Here is an 18,387-nt window from a genome sequence, read left to right on the forward strand (position 1 = left end):
TATGAGCGTGCCCGCGGGGCGTCGTGACGCGACGCAACCGGCGGGCTAGTCGCCCGTGCCCTTCTGCTCCGTGCCAACGACCCCGGCCGCCACCAGCGTCGAAACCTCTTCGTCGCTGAGCTGGAAGCGGCGCAGGATCTCGGCGCTGTGCTCGCCCAGCGTCGGCGCCGCCGAGCGGGGCGAACGCTCGCAACCCGCGAAGAGGATCGGAATCGCGATCGCCGGCATCTCGCCCGCCGCCGAATGGGCGATGCGCGTCACCATCCCGCGCTCGCGCGCCTGCGGCTGGTCGAGGCTCGCGTCGACGGTGTTGATCGGCGAATGCGGCACGCCCGCCTGGCGCAGGATGTCGCACCACTCGGCCACGCTGCGCCGCGCGATCACCTCGGCGACCATGCCGACCGTCTCGTCGAAATGCGCGACCCGCGCCTGATTGGTGGCGAAGCGCGGATCGTCGCGCACTGCTTCAAGCCCCACTGCCGGGGCGAAGGCGCGCCAGACCTTGTCGCTGCCGACCGCGATCAGGATTTGACCGTCGGCGGCGGCGAAGGCCTGGTAGGGGCAAAGCGATTCATGGCCCGAGCCCGCCGGTTCGGGCGCCTTGCCGGTGGCCCAGTAGGTCTGCGCGACGTAGCCGAGGAATCCGAGCGCCGTCTCATAAAGCGAGGTCTCGATCGCCGTGCCCTCGCCCGTCAGGTCGCGCCGGCGCAGCGCCGCGACGATGCCGAGCGCGGTGTGGATGCCGGTCGTCTGGTCGAGCGGCGAGATCGGGATGCGCACCGGCGATCCGCCCTTCTCGCCGGTGATGCTCATGATCCCGCTGAAGGCCTGCACCATCGCATCGTAGCCCGGGATCTCGGCCAGGGGCCCGCTGCGGCCGAACCCCGAGATGCTGGCATGGACCAGCCGGGGCTGTAGCTTGCGCAACGTCTCGTAGTCGATCCCCAGCCGCGCCGCCACGCCGGTGCGGTAGCTCTCGATCACCACATCGCTCTGCGCCACCATCCGGTGCAGAACCGCCAGCCCCTCCGGGCGCTTCAGGTCCAGCGCGATGCTGCGCTTGTTCTTGTTGACGCTGAGGAAGATTGCGCTTTCCCCGGCAACGAAGGGTGGCCAGCTGCGGGTATCGTCGCCCACCCCCACCGGCTCTATCTTGATGACCTCGGCGCCCAGATCGCCCAGGTACTGCGCACATATCGGTCCGGCCAGTACCTTCGACAGGTCGAGCACCGTGACTCCCTGCAGCGCGTCGAAGCGGGCCGCCGGCGCCCTTCGACCCGCTTTCGCAGCAACCCTCGTGTTGTCGGTCACTTTGCCTCTCCGTTCTCGCGGTCTCTCCGTTCTCGCAGACCCCGCGCAGCGGCGCGGATCTCCTCGACCACCTCGGGGTTGACGAGCGACGAGAGGTCGCCCGCCGGCTCGTCCAGGCACGCGGCCCGGACCACGCGGCGCATGATCTTCATGTTCCGCGTCTTTGGCAGATCAGAGACGGGAAGGATGAAGCGCGGCCGGAACGGCGCCCCAAGCCCGGCCACCACCGCTTCTTCCAGTTCGTGCGCAAGTTCGCGGCTCCACCCCTGCCCCGCCACCAGCGTCACGAAGCAGCCGACCGCCTGCCCCTTGACCGGATCGGGCAAGCCGATGGCTGCGGCCTCGGCCACCTTTCCAGTCGCGCTCAGGAGCCCCTCGATCTCGGAGGGGCCGGTGCGCTTGCCCGCGATCTTCAGCGTGTCGTCCGAGCGCCCAAGGATGTACCAGGTGCCGTCGGCGTCGATCCGCGCCCGGTCGCCCTGGCGCCAGAGGCCGGGAATCTCGCGCCAGTAAGCGTCGAGATAGCGCTCGTCGTCGTTCTTCCACAGGCTGCGGGTGAGCCCGATCGACGGCCGGCGCAGCACCAGCTCGCCGGCTTCGCCCTGCGCCACGGGATTGCCCGCGGCATCCACTATATCGGCCCCCATCCCGGGGATCGGGCCGCTGAAGGCGCAGGGCTTCATCGGCGTCAGCACGTTGCCTGAGAGGATGCCGCCTCCGATCTCGGTTCCGCCTGAGTAGTTCAGGATCGGCACCCGCCGCCGACAGACCTTGTCGAAGGTCCACCACCAAGCCTCGGGCGTCCAGGGCTCGCCGGTCGAGGCGCAGACACGCAGCGATCCGAGCCCGTAGCCCTCGACCCCGCCGCCGCCGTTGCGGATGAAGCTGCGCGCCATCGTAGGCGCGAGGCCGAGAAAGCTGATCGCGTGTTCGTCGACGAGCCGCCACATGCGCCCCGCATCGGGATAGTCGGGGCCCCCTTCGGCGATCAGCATCGTCGCCCCGTGCAAGGTCGTGCCCACGGCGAGCAGCGGGCCCACGAGCCAGCCCATGTCGCTGAGCCAGAGCAGCCGGTCGCAGGGCTTGACGTCCATGATCAGGCCCAGGTCCAGCGCCATCTTGGCGGCGAAGCCGCAATGACTGTGCACCGTGCCCTTGGGCCTGCCCGTGGTACCCGAGGTGTACATGATCATCAGCGGGTCTTCGGCGTCCATCTTCTCCGTGACGGACGGCCCCTCGGGCGGAACCGCCAGCTTGTCGAGCCAGAGGTCGCATGGCGCCTGCATCGTGACCGGCGTGCCCGCGTGGCGCGCCACGATCACCCGAGAAAGCTGTGGCAGCGCGGGCGCGGCCTCGTCGAGCGTGGCCTTGAGCGGCACCACCGCGCCGCGGCGCCAGGTGCCGTCGGCGGTGATGACGAAGCGCGCGCCGGCATCGCCCAGCCGGTCGATCAGCGCCCCCGCGCCGAAGCCCGAGAACATCGGCAGCGCGATCGCCCCGATCTTGGCCACGGCGAAGAAAGCGACGATCGCCTCGGGGATGTTGGGCAGGAACAGCCCCACCACGTCGCCCCGCCCGCAGCCTTCGCGCCTGAGCCCCGCGGCCAGCGCGTCGATCTGCGCCGAGAGCCGGGAATAGCTAAGCCGCCGCACCTCGCCGCCTTCGCCCTCCCAGACGAGCACCTCCTTCTCCCAGGTGGGCGTGCCGCGAAAGCGCTCGATGCAGCTGGTCACCACATTGGTGGTGCCGCCCACGCACCACCGCGCGAAGGGCGCCCCCCGCGAGGTGTCGAGCACCCGCTCGTAAGGACGGAAGAAATGGAGCCGCTGCGCGACCGCATTCCAGAACCACTCGGGATCCGTCTCGGCGCGTTCGAGCAGCGCCGCGTAATCCGGAAGAGCGTGCTCTTTGAGGAAAGCGTGAAGGTTGCTCTTCTCGCGAAGCTCTTCCGGCGGATGCCACACGAAGCCGTCGCCGGCCTGGTCCAACGCTGTCGTCATTTCGCCCGCCCCCCGCCTGCGCTGTCGCCCACCGCGTCCGCGTATTCGGGCAGGCGCAGCGCGCCGGCCCGGACGAGCGCGGCGATCGACTCCTCGTCGAGGCCGGCCTCGCGCAGCACCTCGGCCCCGTGCTCGCCAAGCCGCGGTGCCGGGCGCGGCTGCGGCGCGTCGGCCTCCCCCTGCCAGCGGACGGCGCCGCGCAGGCGCAGGATTCGGCCCTCGGTGGGATGGTCTTCCTCGCGGGCGAAGCCGGTGGCCTGAAGCTGCGGGTCGTCGAGGACGTTATCCAGCGTGTTGGTGCGCATCGCCGGCACGTCGGCCGCCTGGAAAAGATCGAGCCATTCGGCGGACGGCCGGGTGGCGATGTGTTGCCCGACGATCTCGTAGAGCGCGGCGATGTTGGCGGTGCGGGTGTAGAGCCCGGCGAAGCGCGGATCCTCGCCCAGTTCGGGCGCACCGATCACCCGGAACAGCGATTGCCACTGCTGGTCGGTGTAAGGGAGCACGCCGATATGCCCGTCGGAGGTGGCGAACGGCCGGCGGTAGGGGTTGAGGTGGCGCGGATACCCTATCGGCCCCTCCGGCGGTACGAAGCTGTGGCCGTAGATGTGATCGCCGAGTACGAAGCCCGCCAGGGCCTCGAACATCGGCACCACCACGCTTTGCGCCTGGCCGCTGCGCAGACGCGCGACGATTGCCGCCAGCACCGCCTCGGCGGCATAGAGCCCGGTGATCCGGTCGGCGACGGCCAGCGGCACATACTGATTTTCGCCGCCCGAGCGGCGCATCAGGTCGGGCAGCGCCACCAGGCCCTGGATCAGATCGTCATAGGCCGGGCGGTCGGAATAGGGCCCGCCGCGGTCGAAGCCGAGGATCGCGCAGAGCACGATGCCCTCGTTGATCTGCCGCAGGTCCTCGAAGGTCAGCCCCAGCTTCCTCGCCGCCGGATCGCGCATGTTGTGGATCACCACGTCGGCACGGTTCACCAGCCGCTCGAAGACCGGCCGCGCCTCCGGCTTGCGCAGGTCGAGCACGACGCTGCGCTTGCCGGCGCCGATGGCGAGGAAGATCGCACTCATCTTCGGGTGCCGCGCCGGCCCGACATTGCGGATCGGGTCGCCCTCGGGGCTTTCCAGCTTGATGATCTCGGCCCCGTATTCGCCGAGGATCTGGGTGGCGTAGGGGCCCGTCCCCATCGTCGTCAGATCGAGCACCCTGATCCCTTCCAGCAGCCCCGCCATGTTCAGCCCCTCCCTTTCGGACCGTCCGCCACGACTCCGTCGCGCAGCAGTTCTTCCACCGATGCCGGCGCGAAGTCCAGCATCGCGAGGATCTCCCGTGTCCCCGACCCGAGCTCGGGCGCGGGCCGGCGGATCTGCGGGTGCCGCCCGTCGGCCGCGACCGGGAAGGCCGAGAGCACTTGCCCCCCCACCTCGGTGACGAAGCCGCGGGCGCGGACATGGTCGCTCGCCACCGCCTCGGGGGGAAAGAGACACAGATTGGCGGGCACGTCGGCGGCCTCGAACCGCGCCATCCAGTCGGCCGCGTCGCGCCGGGCGATGGTCTCGGTCAGTGCGGCGAAAAGCGCGTCGCCATGCTCGCGCCGGCCCGCATCGGTGTCGAAGCGGGATTCCAGGATCATCGGCATGTCGGGCGCCATGACCTTGCGGAAATTCTCCCACAGATGCTCCTCGGAGCCCACGCCGAGCGCGATCTCGCGATCGTCGGCCGTGGTGAAGATGTCGTTGGTCGGATACGGCGAATCGGGCGCCCAGTGGTCGCGATCAAGCCCGTGGCGCATCGAGACACCGAACAGCACCGCATCCATGAGCGAAACGTCCAGCGCCATGCCCCGCCCCGTGCGCTGGCGCTCGTTGAGCGCGGCGAGAATCGCGATGGCGGCGTTTCCCGCGCCCAGGAGGTCGGCCACCGGCATCCCCGACCGCCGCGGCCGGCCCGTCCAGTGGCCCGAGAAGGCGAAGGCCCCGCCCGCGGCGAGGAAGTTGAGGTCGTGCCCCGGCATGTCCCGCCACGGCCCGTTCTGGCCGTAGCCCGAGACCGAGCAGCTGATGATCCGCGGATTGGCCGCCGAGAGGCTGGCATGGTCGATCCCCAGCCGCGCGGCAACGCCGGGGCGGAAGCTCTCCAGCGCCACGTCGCCCCAGCGGGCCAGCCGCTCCACCACCGCTGCGGCGCCTTCGCGCTTGAGGTCGATCGTCAGGCTCGCCTTGCTGCGGTTGGCCGCGTGGAGAATCGGCGCCAGCACCGCGCGATGGCGCACACCCTCGCCCCCCGTCGGCTCGATCTTGACCACTTCGGCGCCAAGATCGGCGAGGATCGCCCCCGCCAAGGGCCCGGGCAGTAACGCCGAGAAATCGACCACGCGCACCCCGGCGAGCGGCTGCCACGGGGTGTCCGGGCTGGGCTGCGGCGCGGCGGCGGCGGTGTCGTTCATGGCCTTCTTCTTTCCTTCCTTCGCGGCCCCGGCGCCGGACGGCCGCCGGGACATCCCCTTCGCGGGGTCAGTTCGACATCCGTCCGGGCAGCCAGAGGATGATCTCTGGAACGAGACCGAGAAGCATCACCATGGCGAGCATGCACAGGAAGAACGGCAGGATGCCCGCGAAGATCTCGTGCACCGGTCGGCCCGTGTAGCGCGCCACGACGAAGACGTTGAGGCCCATCGGCGGCGTGATCATGCCGATCTCGGCCGTCATGACGACCAGCACCCCGAACCACACCGGATCGAAGCCGAGCTCCTTCACGATCGGAAGGATTACCGGCACGGTGAGGATCAGGATCGCGACCTGGTCGAGAAAGCAACCGAGGATCAGGTAGATCACCAGGATGACCAGCAACACCCCGTAGGCCGGCATATCGAGCCCGCCGACCCAGCCGACGATGGCGGTGGTCGTCTGGGTGAGGGTGAAGAAATAGCCGAATATGTGCGCGCCGAGGATGATGAAGGCGATCATGCAGCTGATGCGTGCGGCATTGAAGAGTGCCTGGCCGGCGCCGCGCAGCGTGAGCCTGCGCTGCACCGCCGTCAGCACCAGCGCCGCAAAGGCACCCACCGCCGCGGCCTCGGTGGGCGTGGCGATTCCCGCATAGAGAGTCCCCGTCACCGCCCCGAGAAGAACCACCATCGGCAGCGTGACCCGCAGCACCGAAATCTTCTCGGACCAGCGGCGCGGGCGTCCCGACGGCATCACCTGCGGTCGCAGAAGCGACATGGCGGTGATCAGCGTCATCAGGGCCAGCACCGACAGCAAGCCGGGCACCACGCCCGCGATCAGGAGCTTGCCCACGCTCTCGTCGGCGATAATACCGTAGAGCACCAGCGCGATCGAGGGCGGGATCAGGATCGCGAGCGTGCCGGTGATAGCCACCAGCGCCCCGGCAGTGCGTAGCGAATAGCCCTGTCGCATCATTGCCGGCAGTGCAGTGGACGACAGCGTGGCCGCCGATGCGGTACTCGACCCTGAGATCGCGCCGAAGAGCGCCCCCGCCAGGAGCGTCGCCACCCCGAGCCCGCCCGGCAGCCGTCCTATCCAGACCGCGGTGGCGTCGAACAGCTCGTCGGCGATGCGCGAGATGATGATGAACTCGGCCATCAGGATGAACATGGGAATGGTGATGAGCTCGTAGGAGTTGACCGACGAGATCGTGGAGGACTTAATCATCCCCATCACCAGATCGAATCCGCCCACGGCAAAGAGGCCCGCCGTGCCCGACACCGCCATGGCGAAGGCCACCGGCATCCCCATTGCAAGGAGGAGCACGAGAAGAATGCTTCCCATGACCGCGATCACCGGTCCTCTCCCTGCGACGGTGACCCGGCTGCGGCGGCGGGCTTGGCATGGAGATGGTCCACGACCTCGGGCACGTGGCCGCGCCCGCCCCACAGCAGGTCGGCGAGATGGAGCGCCACGCGCAAGAGCAGAAGCCCGACACCCAGCGGCACGAAGACGTAGCTGGCCCACATCGGCCAGGCGATCACCCCGGGAATCGCCTCGTCTCGCGCCAGGCTCCGGGCGGTGGACTGCCAGCCGGTCACCACCATGGCCAGCAGCACCGGCAGCACCATCAGCGCACTCCCAGCGTCGATCCAGCGCCGCACGCGGGGACGCAGCATGTTTCGGAAGAGGTCGACGGCCACGTGTCCGCCGCGCCGGAAGGTCTCGGACACGGCGAGGAAGAAGGCCCCGACCATCAGGTAGTTGGAGACCAGATCATAAACCCAGCCCAGGGGGGCATGGAACGCATAGCGCATCACCACGTCGAGCGCGACGACGACCATGATTGCCAGGATGCACAGGCTGGCCCCTGTGATCGCGAGCCGTTCCAGCCCGTCGACCCCGCGGCCCGCCCAAGACAGCCACCTCATCTGCACCTCCCTGTTCCTGGACAGCATCCGTGTGTCCGCCCCTGTGCCTCAGGCGCTGGCAGGGCGCTTCATCATCAGGCCGACGCGATTGACCTTCACCACCATCTCGTCGCGCTGGTTGAAGCCGCGGGTCTCGAACGTGACGATGCCGGCATTCGGGTTCTTGCGCGACTCGCGTCTGGCGATGATCTCGGTCTCGGCGCGCAACGTGTCGCCGATGAACACGGGCTTGGGGAAGGTGATCTCACCGAAGCCGAGATTGCCGAGCGTCGTCCCCAGCGTCAGCTCGCCCACGCCCACCCCGACCACGAGACCCAGCGTGAAGATGCTGTTGACTAGCCGCCGGCCATACACGGTGTTCTTGCAGAACTCGTCGTCGAGGTGCAGCGGCTGCGAGTTGTAGGTGAGCGCGGAGAACAGCAGGTTGTCGGTTTCGGTCACCGTGCGGGTGATCGCGTGGCGGTAGATCTGGCCGGGTTCGAGTTCTTCGTAGTACTTGCCGGATACGGTGGCTTGCATTGCAGGGTCCTCCCTCTGTCGTGTCGGTGATGTGCTCAGTCCTCGCCGCCGGCCCCTTCGGCCAGGGCGACGACCGCGTGGGCGGTCTGGACATGAGCAAGATCGACGTGGTCGCCGTCGTAGATCACCGCGCCGATACCCTGCGCGACAGCTTTCTCGTAGGCCTCGATCATGCCCTTGAAATAGCGGATCTCCTCGGGCGTCGGGGTGTAGGCGCGGTTGACCACGGCGACGTTCGACGGGTGCAGGATCATCTCGCCCACGAAGCCGTGCGCGTGGTTGCGGCGGGCGTAGCGTTCGAGCCCCTCGAGATCGTGCACGTCCTGCCAGAGCCCGCCGAGCGGCATCTTCCCGGTTGCCCGCGCGGCCATGACGGTGCGCTGCGACATGTAGAGCGTCTCCGTGCCCTCCGGACTCCATTCGATGCCGAGCGCGCGGGCGGAGTCGCCGTTCTTGGCGCTGGCGCCACAGATCGCATTGACCCGAGGGTTCAGCGCGATCTCATAGGCCACTTGCATCGAGCGTGCCGTCTCCAGCGTGGGGGTAAGCGCGATGCGGCCAAGCTCCAGGCCGTTCCGCATCTCGGCCTCGCTGACCAGCGCGGCGGCGATCTGGATGTCTTCCGGCCCGCCCGGCTTCGACAGCACCAGCCCCTCGAGCCCCTCGCGGGTCACGGCGAGGATGTCGTCGAAATCATAAAGCGCGGGCGAGCGGTTGATGCGCACATAGACGCGCTGGCCCGCCGCGGCGAGCCCGGCGATCTTGTCGGCGACCAGCGCCCGCGCCGCCTCCTTGTGGTCGGTGGGCACGCTGTCTTCCAGATCGAGGATCACCGCGTCGGCGCCGTGGCCGGCGACGCGGTCGATCCAGCTCTCGCGGTGCCCGGGAACGAACAGGAACGAGCGGATCGGCCGCATCGCGGATCTGGGAAGATGTGTCATGGCGGGATCTCCAACTGGGCTGCGCCGGGGGGGCGCCCCAGACACAACAGGACAGACGGGCGTGCGGGATTTTCCCGCCGGGGATCACACCCGGCGGGTCTGGCCTCAGTTCTGCGCCGCAAGCCGCTCCACCGCGTCGCGATAGGCGTCGAGTGCCTGCTGGCCCTCTGCGCCGATCGACTGCGCCCACTCGTCGGCGACCTTGGCGGTCCGCTCCTCCCAGCGGGCCTGCTCGTCCGCGCTGAGGGTGACCACCTGAAGCCCGGATTCCGCCACCATCTTGTCGCGCACGGCGGTCTCGCTCTCGGCCATCCAGGCGCAGTTTTTCTCAGCGGCGGCGACGCCGTGGCGGAGGAAAGTCTCCTGAATGTCGGCCGGCAGGGCGTCGAACTTCTCGCGGTTCATCAGCAGCACGAGATGGGTGCTGCCCATGCTGACGCCCTCGGTGCTGTGCTTGAACACCGTCTGCAGGTCGTAGGGCGGCATCCCGTTGTAGAGATAGAGGGCCCCGTCCACGGTGCCGCGCTGCGCCGCCTGGAACAGCTCGGCCGAAGGCATCCGCGTCGCCGCCGCGCCGAGCGACCGCGCCGTCGCGTCCATCGCCGAGCCGGTGGTGCGCAGCTTCACGCCCTCGAGATCCTCGAGCGTCTCGATCTTGCGGCTCGCGGTGATGACCTTGTAGATCGGCAGGCTGACATTGTAGATCGCGCGCACACCGTTCGGCGCGAAGTCGACCTCGTCGAAGAACGAGCCCTCCGCGGACAGTTCCATCGAGGCGCGGCTGGCCACGCAGATGTCATCGTACATTCCCGGAAGCTCGGCGACCGCCGAGACGGTGAGCTGCGCGGGATGGTAGGAGGTGGCGGTGAGCACCAGGTCAGCCACCCCGCTCGCGGCGAGGTTAAGCGCTTCGGCCGCCTTGCCGAGCTGCTGCGCGGGGTAAATCGTAAAGTTCACGCGCTCGCCCAGTTCTTTCTCCAAGGCAGCTACCCAGACGTCGAGACCGTGCTCGACCAGGTAGTGGGTGGTAGGAAAGGGATGGGCGATCTTAAGCTCGATCGTGTCTTGCGCGCGGGCGGCGGACGTCAGAGCCGCGGCGAGCGCGACGCCCACAGCCGCGGCTCTGATCGAGAAGTTCTTGATTGAGAATTTCATGTGGTCCTCCCTTCTGCGGGGGTTCCTCCCCTCGCATACTGTTGTGACTTTCCTCGGTCCTTCGGCATTTGAGCCGGGCGCACCGCCGCCCTCCTCCATCGGAGCTGCGATCACATTTGGCGGTTCAGTAGGATTTGGGCAGGCCAAGCTGCTTCTCGGCGATGTTGCTGAGGACGAGCTCGGTCGAGATCGGGGCGATGCGCAGGATCATCACCTCGCGCAAGAGCCGCTCGACATCGTATTCCTTGGCATAGCCGAACCCGCCATGGGTGAGGATCGCCCGCTCGCAGGCGAAGAAGGCGGCCTCCGAGGCCAGAAGCTTCGCCGCGTTGGCCTCGATCCCGCAGGATTCGCCGCGGTCGTATTGCGTTGCGGCCTGGAAGACCATGTGGTTGGCCGCTTCGAGTTGCGCCCAGGCACGGGCCAGCGGGTGCTGGATGCCCTGATTCTGCCCGATCGGCCGGTCGAAGACGATCCGCTCGTTGGCGTATTTCGTCGCCCGGGTGAGCGCGTAGCGCCCGATGCCCACGCATTCGGCTGAGACCAGCACCCGTTCGGCGTTCATCCCGTGCAGGATGTGGCGGAAGCCCTTCCCCTCCTCCCCGATCAGGTCGGCCGCCGGCACCGGCATATCGTCGATGAAGAGCTCGTTGGAATCGACGGCGTTGCGGCCCATCTTGTCGATCTCGCGCACCTGCACGTAGTTGCGGTCGAGCTTGGTGTAGAACAGGCTTAGCCCGTCGGTGGGGCTCTTGCACTCCTCGAGCGGTGTGGTCCGGGCGAGAAGAAGCATGTAGTCGGCGACCTGCGCCGTCGAAATCCACACCTTCTGGCCGCTCACGTAATAGGTGTCACCCTTGCGCACCGCCCGGGTCTTGAGCTTGGTGGTATTGAGGCCGGTGGTTGGCTCAGTCACCGCGAAGCACGCCTTGGTCTCGCCCTTGATAAGTGGCGTCAACATGCGCTTCTTCTGGTCCTTGGTGCCGAAGGCGACGACCGGCGAGAGGCCGAAGATGTTCATGTGCACAGCCGAGGTGGCGCTGAGCCCGCCGCCGCATTCGGCGATCGCCTGCATCATCACTGCCGCCTCGGTGATCCCGAGCCCCGAGCCCCCGTATTCCACCGGCATGGCGATGCCCAGCCAGCCATTCTCGGCGACGGCACGGTAGAAGTCTTCGGGAAAGCCACCCTTGGCGTCCCTCTCCCGCCAGTACTCCGGCGGGAACTTCTGACACAGGTCCATGACGGAGGCGCGGATCGTGCGATGGTCGTCCGTCATTCGGTAGTCCATCGCATCCTCCTTCTTGGCGCAGCCGAACAGCTTCAGCTTGCATCTTTGTTCGAAAATCTGAACATTGTGCGAATATTAATGCTAGTGATCTCACGCCATTTGTCAACCAACAACGGCAGCGATTTCAGTGCGGGTTTTGCACGCCAGATTGGCGAACAGGCGCGGCACGCGCTGATAGAGAACCGAGCGATCGTCGCGGCAGGCCTTGTGGCCAAGCGCGCAGGCCAGCCAACTTTTGCCGACGCCTGACGGCCCGCAAATGGCCAGATTGTCGTGGGCGTCGATCCAGTCACCGGCGATGAGCTTGAGGAACAGAGCGCGGTCGAGGCCGCGCTCTGAGCGATAGTCGACATCCTCGGGGGCTGCCTGATGGCGCAGCTTGGCAAAGCGCAGGCGGACGGCGAGCTTGCGCGTAGCGCGAGCTCCATTCCCGGTCGATGAGCAGGCCGAGCCATTCGGCGTGACTGAGCTGTTCGGCCTCGCCATTGGCGGCCAGTTCGTCGAATGCCCGGGCCATGCCGGTCAAGCCCATAGCGTTTAGCCGGTCGAGGGTGGGATGGGTAAGCATGTCGTTCTCCTTCTCAGTGGTAGTAGCGGGGACCTCGGATGTTGGGGTGGTCGATCGGCTTCGCCGACGCCGTGGACTTCGCCGACGCCTGGTCGAGACCGTTGTCGAGGACGGAGCGCACGGAGCCGTAGGTCCGCGCGCCGATCGCGAGCGCGCGGCCGCAGGCGGCGTTGACCCTTTCTCGGCCAAAGCCCCTAGCCAGGCGGATGATGCCCAGACAGGCGCGGAAGCCTTGCTCGGGATGCGGTCGATCGGCCAGGATCTTCTCGACGAGCAGTGCCGCGTCGGAGCCGATTGCCGAGGCTTCCCGGCTGATCCGCTCGATCGTCCAGTCGGCGAAGCGCCGATGCGCGGACGGCATGTGCTCGGGCACGGTGCTGTGCTTTCCGTTGCCGCTGGAGCGCCGGTGGACAGCGATCCGCTCGCCCTTGCGGAACAGCTCGATGGTATTGGCTGTGATGCGCGCTTCGACCTGTTCGCGCGCGAAGCGCCAGGGGACCGAGTGATAGTGGCGGTCAATCTCGACATGATAGTCGAGGCCGGCCCGGCGGACGCGCCATTCGGCGTAGACATAGCGCTCGGCCGGCAGTGCACGTAATGCCGGGCGGTCGACCTCCTCGAACAATTGCCGCCGGGTCCGGCCGACGCGGCGCAGCACCCGGCGATCGTTCAGATCGGCCATCAGCGCGCCGATCGCGGCGTTGACTTCGGCCAGGCTGTAGAAGACGCGGTGGCGCAGCCGGCCCAGAAGCCAGCGCTCCACAATCCGCACCGCAGCCTCGACCTTGGCCTCGTCGCGCGGCCGCCGCGGGCGCGTCGGCAGCACCGAGCTGCCGTAATGCGCCGCCATCTCGGCATAGGAGCGGTTGACCTGCGGGTCGTAGAGGCAGGCCTTGATCACCGCCACCTTGGCGTTGTCGGGAACTGTCACTTGGCACTTAAATGCCACGCCTGAACCAAACCGGCGCATTCTTACAATTAACTGCCAAGCGACAAGATGTCATCTTCGACCCGCTGCATTACCTGCCGCTGATCGAGCAGAGGATCAACGCGTTGGACCAGGCCGCACCATTACAAGGCTGGGACCTGCCCGGGGAATTCGCCACGCTGCGTCGCCTGATGGAGGCGCCCATGGCAAAGCATGGCCGGCGCGAGTATGTGCACGTGTTGCGTCTGCTGGAAAGCTTCGGGCTCGCCGATCTGCATGCGGCGGTGAAGCAGCCCATTCAGATCGGGGCGATCGGCTTCGACGCGGTCAAACATCTCATCCTGTGCCGGGTGGAGCGCCGGCCACCAGACTGGACCTGTCCATCTACCCGTACCTGCCAAGGGCGAATGTCGAGAAGACCCCGGTCAAGGCCTACATGCGCCTGCTTGCCGGCACTGAAGGGGAGGAAGCGGCATGAGCACTGAAGCACCCGACATCCTGCTTTCCCACTATCTCAAAACCCTCAATCTGCCGACCTTCCAGCGCGAGTATCAGAAGCTGGCCCGGCAAATGCGCCACCGATGGCGCAGCCACCGGGGAGATGAACATTGCGAAAGCGGCTGCTTCGATCGACGCGGTAAAGGCGCTGCAGGTCGAGCTCGGCGTACCGACGCGCCTGCGTGAGGTTGGTCTTTCCAAGGAACTGTTTCCAGCCATCGCACGACATGTCATGGGCGACCGCAGCCTCTATTTCAATCCCAGCCGAACCGATACGGTCGAGCCCGTGCTCGCCATTCTCGAAGAGGCCTGGTAGCGGCTAAACGCTCGTCGCGGGCGCAGGGAGCCCGGACAGGATGTCGGGTTTGACAATGTTGGAGAGGCGGTCTAGCCTTTTCATGACGACCGGGTGCCAATCGTCTGCGAAGCATCACTGGTCATTGTCAAAGCCGCACCGGATCAGGTGGAGCGCCTTCAAGCGCTCAGTTCCGCCGGAAGCCCAAGCTGACACTCTCCAAACCGTATGTCCACGGAGCGAGCGTTGGCATTGTCTTGCGGCGTTTTCCAGATTTTCCCGCACCCCAGCGGCCGGAGCCTGCCAGCATGAGCGCGCATGGCCCGCTGTTCGGCGAAAGCGTTCTGGACCTCACACGCGCGTTTGGGGGGCCTTTATGCACAATGATGCTGGGCGAGATGGGCGCCGAAGTCATCAAGGTGGAAGAACCCTCCTCCGGCGATGAAACACGCACGTGGCCGGTGAAACTGGGAGCGGGCCTCAGCACCTATTTCGCGACGCTCAATCGCAACAAGCAGTCTGTCACGCTCAATCTGAAGTCAGATGAGGGCCGTGCCGTAGCGCTGGAACTTGCCGGGCGCAGCGGCATCTTCGTAGAGAACTTCACGCCCGGCGTCGCGGACCGCCTCGGTGTCGGCTACGAAGCCATCCGCAGCAAGCGGCCCGACGTGATCTACTGTTCGATCTCCGGCTTCGGCCAGAACGGCCCCTACCGCGACCGCAAAGGCTACGACCCCATCCTGCAGGCGATGGGCGGCCTGATGGGCGTCACCGGAGAGAAAGGCGGCGGGCCGATCAAGTCCATGATTCCCGTCGCCGACATCGCCGCGGGGCTCGCGGCATCGAATGCGATATTCGCCGCAATCGTTCATCGCGAAAAGACCGGCGAAGGCCAGTATCTCGACATATCGATGATGGACGTGATGGTTTCGCTCACGACCATTCTGGGCACGGCAGTCCTCAACGGAGGGCGCGTGCCGCCCCGCTCGGGAACGGAAAACCCGGTGCGGGTACCGTCTGCGGCGTTCGAGTGCAGCGACGGAAAGTACCTGCAACTCGTTCCCAACCAGCGCCAATGGAAATCCTTCTGCGACGTCGTGGGCGCGCCGGAACTCGCCGACGATCCGCGGTTCATCGACAATTTGGCGAGGATCGACAACCAAGACGCGCTTTACTCGCGCCTGTGCGCGATTTTCCGCACCCGCACATCGGCAGAATGGGAAGACAAGCTTCTGGCAGCCGGCATACCGGCCGGACCCATCCTGCTGCTCGACGAACTGTTCCAGAATCCCCAGGTCGTCGCGCGCGAAATGGTCTTCAAATACGACCACCCGACCGGCGGCCCGGTGAAGGCCCTCAACCTTCCGTTTCGCATGAGCGCCTCACCGGTCCGGATGAACCGCGTGCCCCCCGACCTTGGTGAACATACCGACGAGATTCTCAAAAGCCTTGGGCGCAGTCCGGAAGACATCCTGCGAATGCGCGAATCCGGGGTGGTGTAGCATGAAAGAGGAAAATCGGAGCAATGGGTGAACCGGTGCTTGAACGCGTCGAAGGCGGCACCGCTGTCCTGACGCTCAATCGGCCCGACGCGCGCAACGCGCTCAACCGCGCGCTTGTAGATGATCTGAAGAGGCGTCTGCGACGGCTCGATAGTGACCCAGCCATCAAGGCGATCGTCATTACCGGCGCTGATCCCGTTTTCTGCGCCGGCGCGGACCTGAAGGAAATCGCCCCGGTCGGCGTGGAAGCGGCGTTCGCGCGAGCCGAAGCGTCGATGGAATTGCATCGCCTGCTGCCTCGGCTCCGCAAACCGGTAATCGCAGCCGTCAACGGGCACGCCCTGGCCGGCGGTTGCGGCCTGGCACTGGCGTGCGACCTGGTCGTGGCCGCCGACACCGCACAATTCGGCTATCCGGAGACGCCCCGCGGTCTGGTCGCGGCACTGGTGATGGTGAACCTGACGCGGCTCGTCGGCCGGCGCACCGCGCTCGAACTTCTGCTTACCGGCCGTCGGACCACCGCCGATCGCGCACGGGAATTGGGGATGATCAACGAAGTCGTGGGGAAGGCGGAGCTGATGGCGCGGGCACTTGCACTCGCGGCCGAAATCGGCGGCCATCCGACGACTGCAGTCAGCTTCACAAAGAGCCTGTTCTACGAGGTGGCCGAGCTTCCTTTCGACTCCGCGCTGGCGCGGGCGCGTGACGTCAACCTGAGAATGCGCATGACCGACGCCGGCATGCGCGGCGCGGCGGCTTTCTTCGAAAAAGACGGCAAGGGGAAATAGGCATGGCCCAATCCTACGGCAGTTTTGAAACCCTCGACGTCACTGTCGAGGACCATATCGCCCGCGTCGCCATCAATCGTCCGGATAATCTCAACGCGATCAACATCGTGCTCTACGAGGATATCTTTCAGGCCTTCCGAAACATCAATGACGACACCTCCGCGTGGGTGGCCATCCTGACCGGCAACGGCAGGGCGTTTTCTGTCGGCGCCGACCTGAAGGAGCGCCAGACGATGACGAAAGCCGACGTCCAGCGCCGACGTCGGCTGGCCCCCCTGATGTTCGGCGCGATGAGCGCGGCCCGCTGCCCGGTCATTGCCGCAATCAACGGCTTTGCGTTCGGCGGCGGTTTTGAACTCGCCCTCGCCTGCGATGTCCTGGTGGCGTCCGAAAACGCGGAATTCTCATTACCGGAGACGAGGCTTGGTGTGATACCCGCCGGCGGCGCGACCCAGCGTCTTTCGCGAATGATCGGCGTCCACAAGGCGAAGGAGGTCATTCTGACCGGCCGCAAGATGACGGCGCGGCAGATCTTCGATCTTGGCATCCTCAACAGGCTGACGCCCGAGGGCGAAGCGGAGCGGGTGGCACGCGAGATCGCCGAGGAGATGAAACAGAGCGCGCCGATGGCGCTCACCCAGGCAAAGAAGGCGGTCAACGCCTCCATGAACATCGGTCTCGACATAGGCCTTCAGTTCGAAGCGGAAGCGTACCAGGCATGTCTTGCCTCGAAGGATCGCGACGAGGGTCTCGCCGCGTTCCGGGAAAAGCGGAAACCCCGCTACACGGGCGAGTGAAGAATGACACGGGATGTTGCCGAAGACCTCGCCGAGTTTGCGTCTGGCGCAGCGGACCTTCCGGTTCAGGCGCAAGCGTCGACCTTGAACGATCTCATCGATACGCTGGCCTGCGCCGCGGCGGGACTGGGCTCCGGCGGCGTTGGTGAAATCCGCGGCATCTTATCGGATTGGTCAGGCAAGCCTGAAGCGCGACTGTGGTTCAACGCCGAGGCGGCCCCCGCCCCCTGGGCGGCGCTCTATAACGGTATCGCCTCTCATGCCGTTGAGTTCGACGATACACATGACCGCGCGATTCTTCACGCGGGCATCACCGTCATTCCGGCAGTGGCAGCCGCCGCCGAAAGGCGCGGCAACATTCCGGGTTCGGAACTGATCGCAAGCATTGCCGTCGGGGTCGATGTCGCCTGCCGGCTGGCGCTCGCCACAAACTGCGGACCGGGCGAGACCGGCTGGCTGCTTACACCCCTGTGCGGCACCTTCGGGGCCGCGGCAGGCGCGGCTCGCGCGCTCGGACTCGATGCGGAGCAGACGCTCAACGCGCTCGGGCTGGCCTATGCGCAGGCCGCGGGTAACGGCCAGGCGACGATTGATGGCGCGCTTGCCAAACGCCTGCAGGCGGGGCTGGCGGCAAAGGCGGGCACGCTTGCCGCAATCATGGCCGCCGCCGGCATAACGGGAGCGCGGCAGGTGTTCGAGGGCAAGCGCGGGTTCTACGCGGTCTATCAGGCGAGTGACTACGACCGTTCGAAAATCGCCCGCGGTCTCGGAGAGCAATTCGAGATCGAGAAGCTGAGCTTCAAGCCCTATCCATGTTGCCGCTGGACACACGCCGCATTGGAAGCCGCGCTCGCGGCACGCGCCGAAAACGCATCGCCCGCCAATTTGGAATCGATCCACGTCTCGGTGAACCGACAGGCCTATAACAGCACCGGAGACCCGATCGCGGTGAAACGGAAGCCGCGCAACGTTGTGGACGCGCAATTTTCCATTCCGTTCGCAGTTGCCGCCGCACTGGTCGACGGACAGGTAGGTCTGGAGCATTTCACGGAAACCGCGATCGCGCGGGCGGACCTGCTGGACGTGGCGGCCAAGGTGTCGGTCGACATCGGCGACGACTGGTCCAGCGATCAGACCCGCTCGGTGTCGCCCGCGAGGTTGACGCTGCTGACCGCGGACGGCCGCGAAATCACCAGGACGGTGGACCGCCCGAGCGGCGGATCTGGCGACCCGAACATCGATCGCATCCTGCGCGACAAATTCATTCGGTGCTGCGGCATCGCCGGGCTCCGCGAGGATCTGGCGGTCGCCAGGCTCGAAGCGCTGACCGTCATCGGCAGGGCAGACAATGCCGTGGCCGTACTCCGAAACGTCACCGGTGACGTCGCACCGGCTTGAGGAATAATC

Annotated in this window: 15 protein-coding genes and 3 pseudogenes; 6 read left to right on the forward strand and 12 right to left on the reverse strand. The window is 66.6% G+C overall.

Going from position 1 to position 18,387, the window contains the following annotated elements; translation table 11 throughout:
- Positions 1-45: 45 nt before the first annotated feature.
- From ABGN05_RS23560 to ABGN05_RS23615, 12 genes and pseudogenes are all read right to left on the reverse strand, one after another.
- Positions 46-1,311, reverse strand: coding sequence for a CaiB/BaiF CoA transferase family protein (locus ABGN05_RS23560; RefSeq protein WP_367956500.1), 1,266 nt, complete (start codon positions 1,309-1,311; stop codon positions 46-48).
- The gene (locus tag ABGN05_RS23565; protein ID WP_367956501.1) at positions 1,308-3,311 is read right to left on the reverse strand and encodes an AMP-binding protein; all 2,004 of its coding nucleotides are present in this window, start codon (positions 3,309-3,311) and stop codon (positions 1,308-1,310) included. Before ABGN05_RS23565 ends, ABGN05_RS23560 begins: the two co-directional genes overlap by 4 nt.
- Positions 3,308-4,552: a CaiB/BaiF CoA transferase family protein gene (locus tag ABGN05_RS23570; protein ID WP_367956502.1), complete on the reverse strand. Its 1,245-nt coding sequence runs from the start codon at positions 4,550-4,552 to the stop codon at positions 3,308-3,310. Before ABGN05_RS23570 ends, ABGN05_RS23565 begins: the two co-directional genes overlap by 4 nt.
- A gap of 2 nt (positions 4,553-4,554) precedes the next feature.
- Complete coding sequence (locus ABGN05_RS23575; protein ID WP_367956503.1) at positions 4,555-5,766, reverse strand: CaiB/BaiF CoA transferase family protein; 1,212 nt, start codon at positions 5,764-5,766, stop codon at positions 4,555-4,557.
- A gap of 67 nt (positions 5,767-5,833) precedes the next feature.
- Positions 5,834-7,111 carry a TRAP transporter large permease subunit gene (locus tag ABGN05_RS23580; protein WP_444876178.1) on the reverse strand — a complete coding sequence of 426 codons (1,278 nt, stop codon included), beginning with the start codon at positions 7,109-7,111 and terminating at the stop codon, positions 5,834-5,836.
- Positions 7,112-7,119: 8 nt separating this feature from the next.
- The gene (locus tag ABGN05_RS23585) at positions 7,120-7,698 is read right to left on the reverse strand and encodes a TRAP transporter small permease subunit (protein WP_367956505.1); all 579 of its coding nucleotides are present in this window, start codon (positions 7,696-7,698) and stop codon (positions 7,120-7,122) included.
- Between the two features lie 48 nt (positions 7,699-7,746).
- Positions 7,747-8,217: a MaoC family dehydratase gene (locus ABGN05_RS23590; protein WP_367956506.1), complete on the reverse strand. Its 471-nt coding sequence runs from the start codon at positions 8,215-8,217 to the stop codon at positions 7,747-7,749.
- 35 nt (positions 8,218-8,252) lie between these two features.
- Positions 8,253-9,158: an HpcH/HpaI aldolase/citrate lyase family protein gene (locus ABGN05_RS23595; protein ID WP_367956507.1), complete on the reverse strand. Its 906-nt coding sequence runs from the start codon at positions 9,156-9,158 to the stop codon at positions 8,253-8,255.
- Positions 9,159-9,263: 105 nt separating this feature from the next.
- Positions 9,264-10,313 carry a TRAP transporter substrate-binding protein DctP gene (dctP, locus tag ABGN05_RS23600; protein WP_367956508.1) on the reverse strand — a complete coding sequence of 350 codons (1,050 nt, stop codon included), beginning with the start codon at positions 10,311-10,313 and terminating at the stop codon, positions 9,264-9,266.
- 124 nt (positions 10,314-10,437) lie between these two features.
- Positions 10,438-11,604 (reverse strand): acyl-CoA dehydrogenase family protein, encoded by a 1,167-nt coding sequence (locus ABGN05_RS23605; protein ID WP_367956509.1) that lies wholly within the window; start codon positions 11,602-11,604, stop codon positions 10,438-10,440.
- Between the two features lie 141 nt (positions 11,605-11,745).
- A pseudogene (locus ABGN05_RS23610) lies at positions 11,746-12,172 on the reverse strand (ATP-binding protein); the annotation flags it as partial.
- Positions 12,173-12,185: 13 nt separating this feature from the next.
- Positions 12,186-13,100, reverse strand: a pseudogene (locus ABGN05_RS23615) (Mu transposase domain-containing protein); the annotation flags it as partial.
- Between the two features lie 62 nt (positions 13,101-13,162).
- Here ABGN05_RS23615 and ABGN05_RS23620 point away from each other — a divergent pair.
- The 6 genes and pseudogenes from ABGN05_RS23620 to ABGN05_RS23650 all read left to right on the forward strand — a co-directional run.
- Positions 13,163-13,578: pseudogene (locus ABGN05_RS23620) on the forward strand (IS21 family transposase); the annotation flags it as partial.
- A 123-nt stretch (positions 13,579-13,701) separates the two neighbouring features.
- Positions 13,702-13,914 (forward strand): iron-containing alcohol dehydrogenase, encoded by a 213-nt coding sequence (locus ABGN05_RS23630; protein ID WP_367956510.1) that lies wholly within the window; start codon positions 13,702-13,704, stop codon positions 13,912-13,914.
- 287 nt (positions 13,915-14,201) lie between these two features.
- Positions 14,202-15,395 carry a CaiB/BaiF CoA transferase family protein gene (locus ABGN05_RS23635; protein WP_367956511.1) on the forward strand — a complete coding sequence of 398 codons (1,194 nt, stop codon included), beginning with the start codon at positions 14,202-14,204 and terminating at the stop codon, positions 15,393-15,395.
- Positions 15,396-15,418: 23 nt separating this feature from the next.
- Entirely contained in the window at positions 15,419-16,183 is a 765-nt protein-coding gene (locus tag ABGN05_RS23640) for an enoyl-CoA hydratase/isomerase family protein (protein WP_367956512.1), read from the forward strand.
- A 2-nt stretch (positions 16,184-16,185) separates the two neighbouring features.
- Complete coding sequence (locus ABGN05_RS23645; protein ID WP_367956513.1) at positions 16,186-16,980, forward strand: enoyl-CoA hydratase/isomerase family protein; 795 nt, start codon at positions 16,186-16,188, stop codon at positions 16,978-16,980.
- A gap of 3 nt (positions 16,981-16,983) precedes the next feature.
- Complete coding sequence (locus tag ABGN05_RS23650; RefSeq protein WP_367956514.1) at positions 16,984-18,378, forward strand: MmgE/PrpD family protein; 1,395 nt, start codon at positions 16,984-16,986, stop codon at positions 18,376-18,378.
- Positions 18,379-18,387 lie beyond the last annotated feature (9 nt).

The organism is Aquibium pacificum, from assembly GCF_040839445.1.
Lineage (GTDB): Bacteria > Pseudomonadota > Alphaproteobacteria > Rhizobiales > Rhizobiaceae > Aquibium > Aquibium pacificus.

What these genes read in the sequence shown, in the direction of transcription:
- ABGN05_RS23580 (WP_444876178.1), bottom strand. Translation starts at nt 7,111, where the DNA reads ATGGGAAGCATTCTTCTCGTGCTCCTCCTTGCAATGGGGATGCCGGTG.
- ABGN05_RS23635 (WP_367956511.1), top strand. Translation starts at nt 14,202, where the DNA reads ATGAGCGCGCATGGCCCGCTGTTCGGCGAAAGCGTTCTGGACCTCACA.
- ABGN05_RS23605 (WP_367956509.1), bottom strand. Translation starts at nt 11,604, where the DNA reads ATGGACTACCGAATGACGGACGACCATCGCACGATCCGCGCCTCCGTC.
- ABGN05_RS23630 (WP_367956510.1), top strand. Translation starts at nt 13,702, where the DNA reads ATGAACATTGCGAAAGCGGCTGCTTCGATCGACGCGGTAAAGGCGCTG.
- ABGN05_RS23645 (WP_367956513.1), top strand. Translation starts at nt 16,186, where the DNA reads ATGGCCCAATCCTACGGCAGTTTTGAAACCCTCGACGTCACTGTCGAG.
- ABGN05_RS23650 (WP_367956514.1), top strand. Translation starts at nt 16,984, where the DNA reads ATGACACGGGATGTTGCCGAAGACCTCGCCGAGTTTGCGTCTGGCGCA.
- ABGN05_RS23570 (WP_367956502.1), bottom strand. Translation starts at nt 4,552, where the DNA reads ATGGCGGGGCTGCTGGAAGGGATCAGGGTGCTCGATCTGACGACGATG.
- ABGN05_RS23575 (WP_367956503.1), bottom strand. Translation starts at nt 5,766, where the DNA reads ATGAACGACACCGCCGCCGCCGCGCCGCAGCCCAGCCCGGACACCCCG.
- ABGN05_RS23565 (WP_367956501.1), bottom strand. Translation starts at nt 3,311, where the DNA reads ATGACGACAGCGTTGGACCAGGCCGGCGACGGCTTCGTGTGGCATCCG.
- ABGN05_RS23585 (WP_367956505.1), bottom strand. Translation starts at nt 7,698, where the DNA reads ATGAGGTGGCTGTCTTGGGCGGGCCGCGGGGTCGACGGGCTGGAACGG.
- ABGN05_RS23590 (WP_367956506.1), bottom strand. Translation starts at nt 8,217, where the DNA reads ATGCAAGCCACCGTATCCGGCAAGTACTACGAAGAACTCGAACCCGGC.
- dctP (WP_367956508.1), bottom strand. Translation starts at nt 10,313, where the DNA reads ATGAAATTCTCAATCAAGAACTTCTCGATCAGAGCCGCGGCTGTGGGC.
- ABGN05_RS23595 (WP_367956507.1), bottom strand. Translation starts at nt 9,158, where the DNA reads ATGACACATCTTCCCAGATCCGCGATGCGGCCGATCCGCTCGTTCCTG.
- ABGN05_RS23640 (WP_367956512.1), top strand. Translation starts at nt 15,419, where the DNA reads ATGGGTGAACCGGTGCTTGAACGCGTCGAAGGCGGCACCGCTGTCCTG.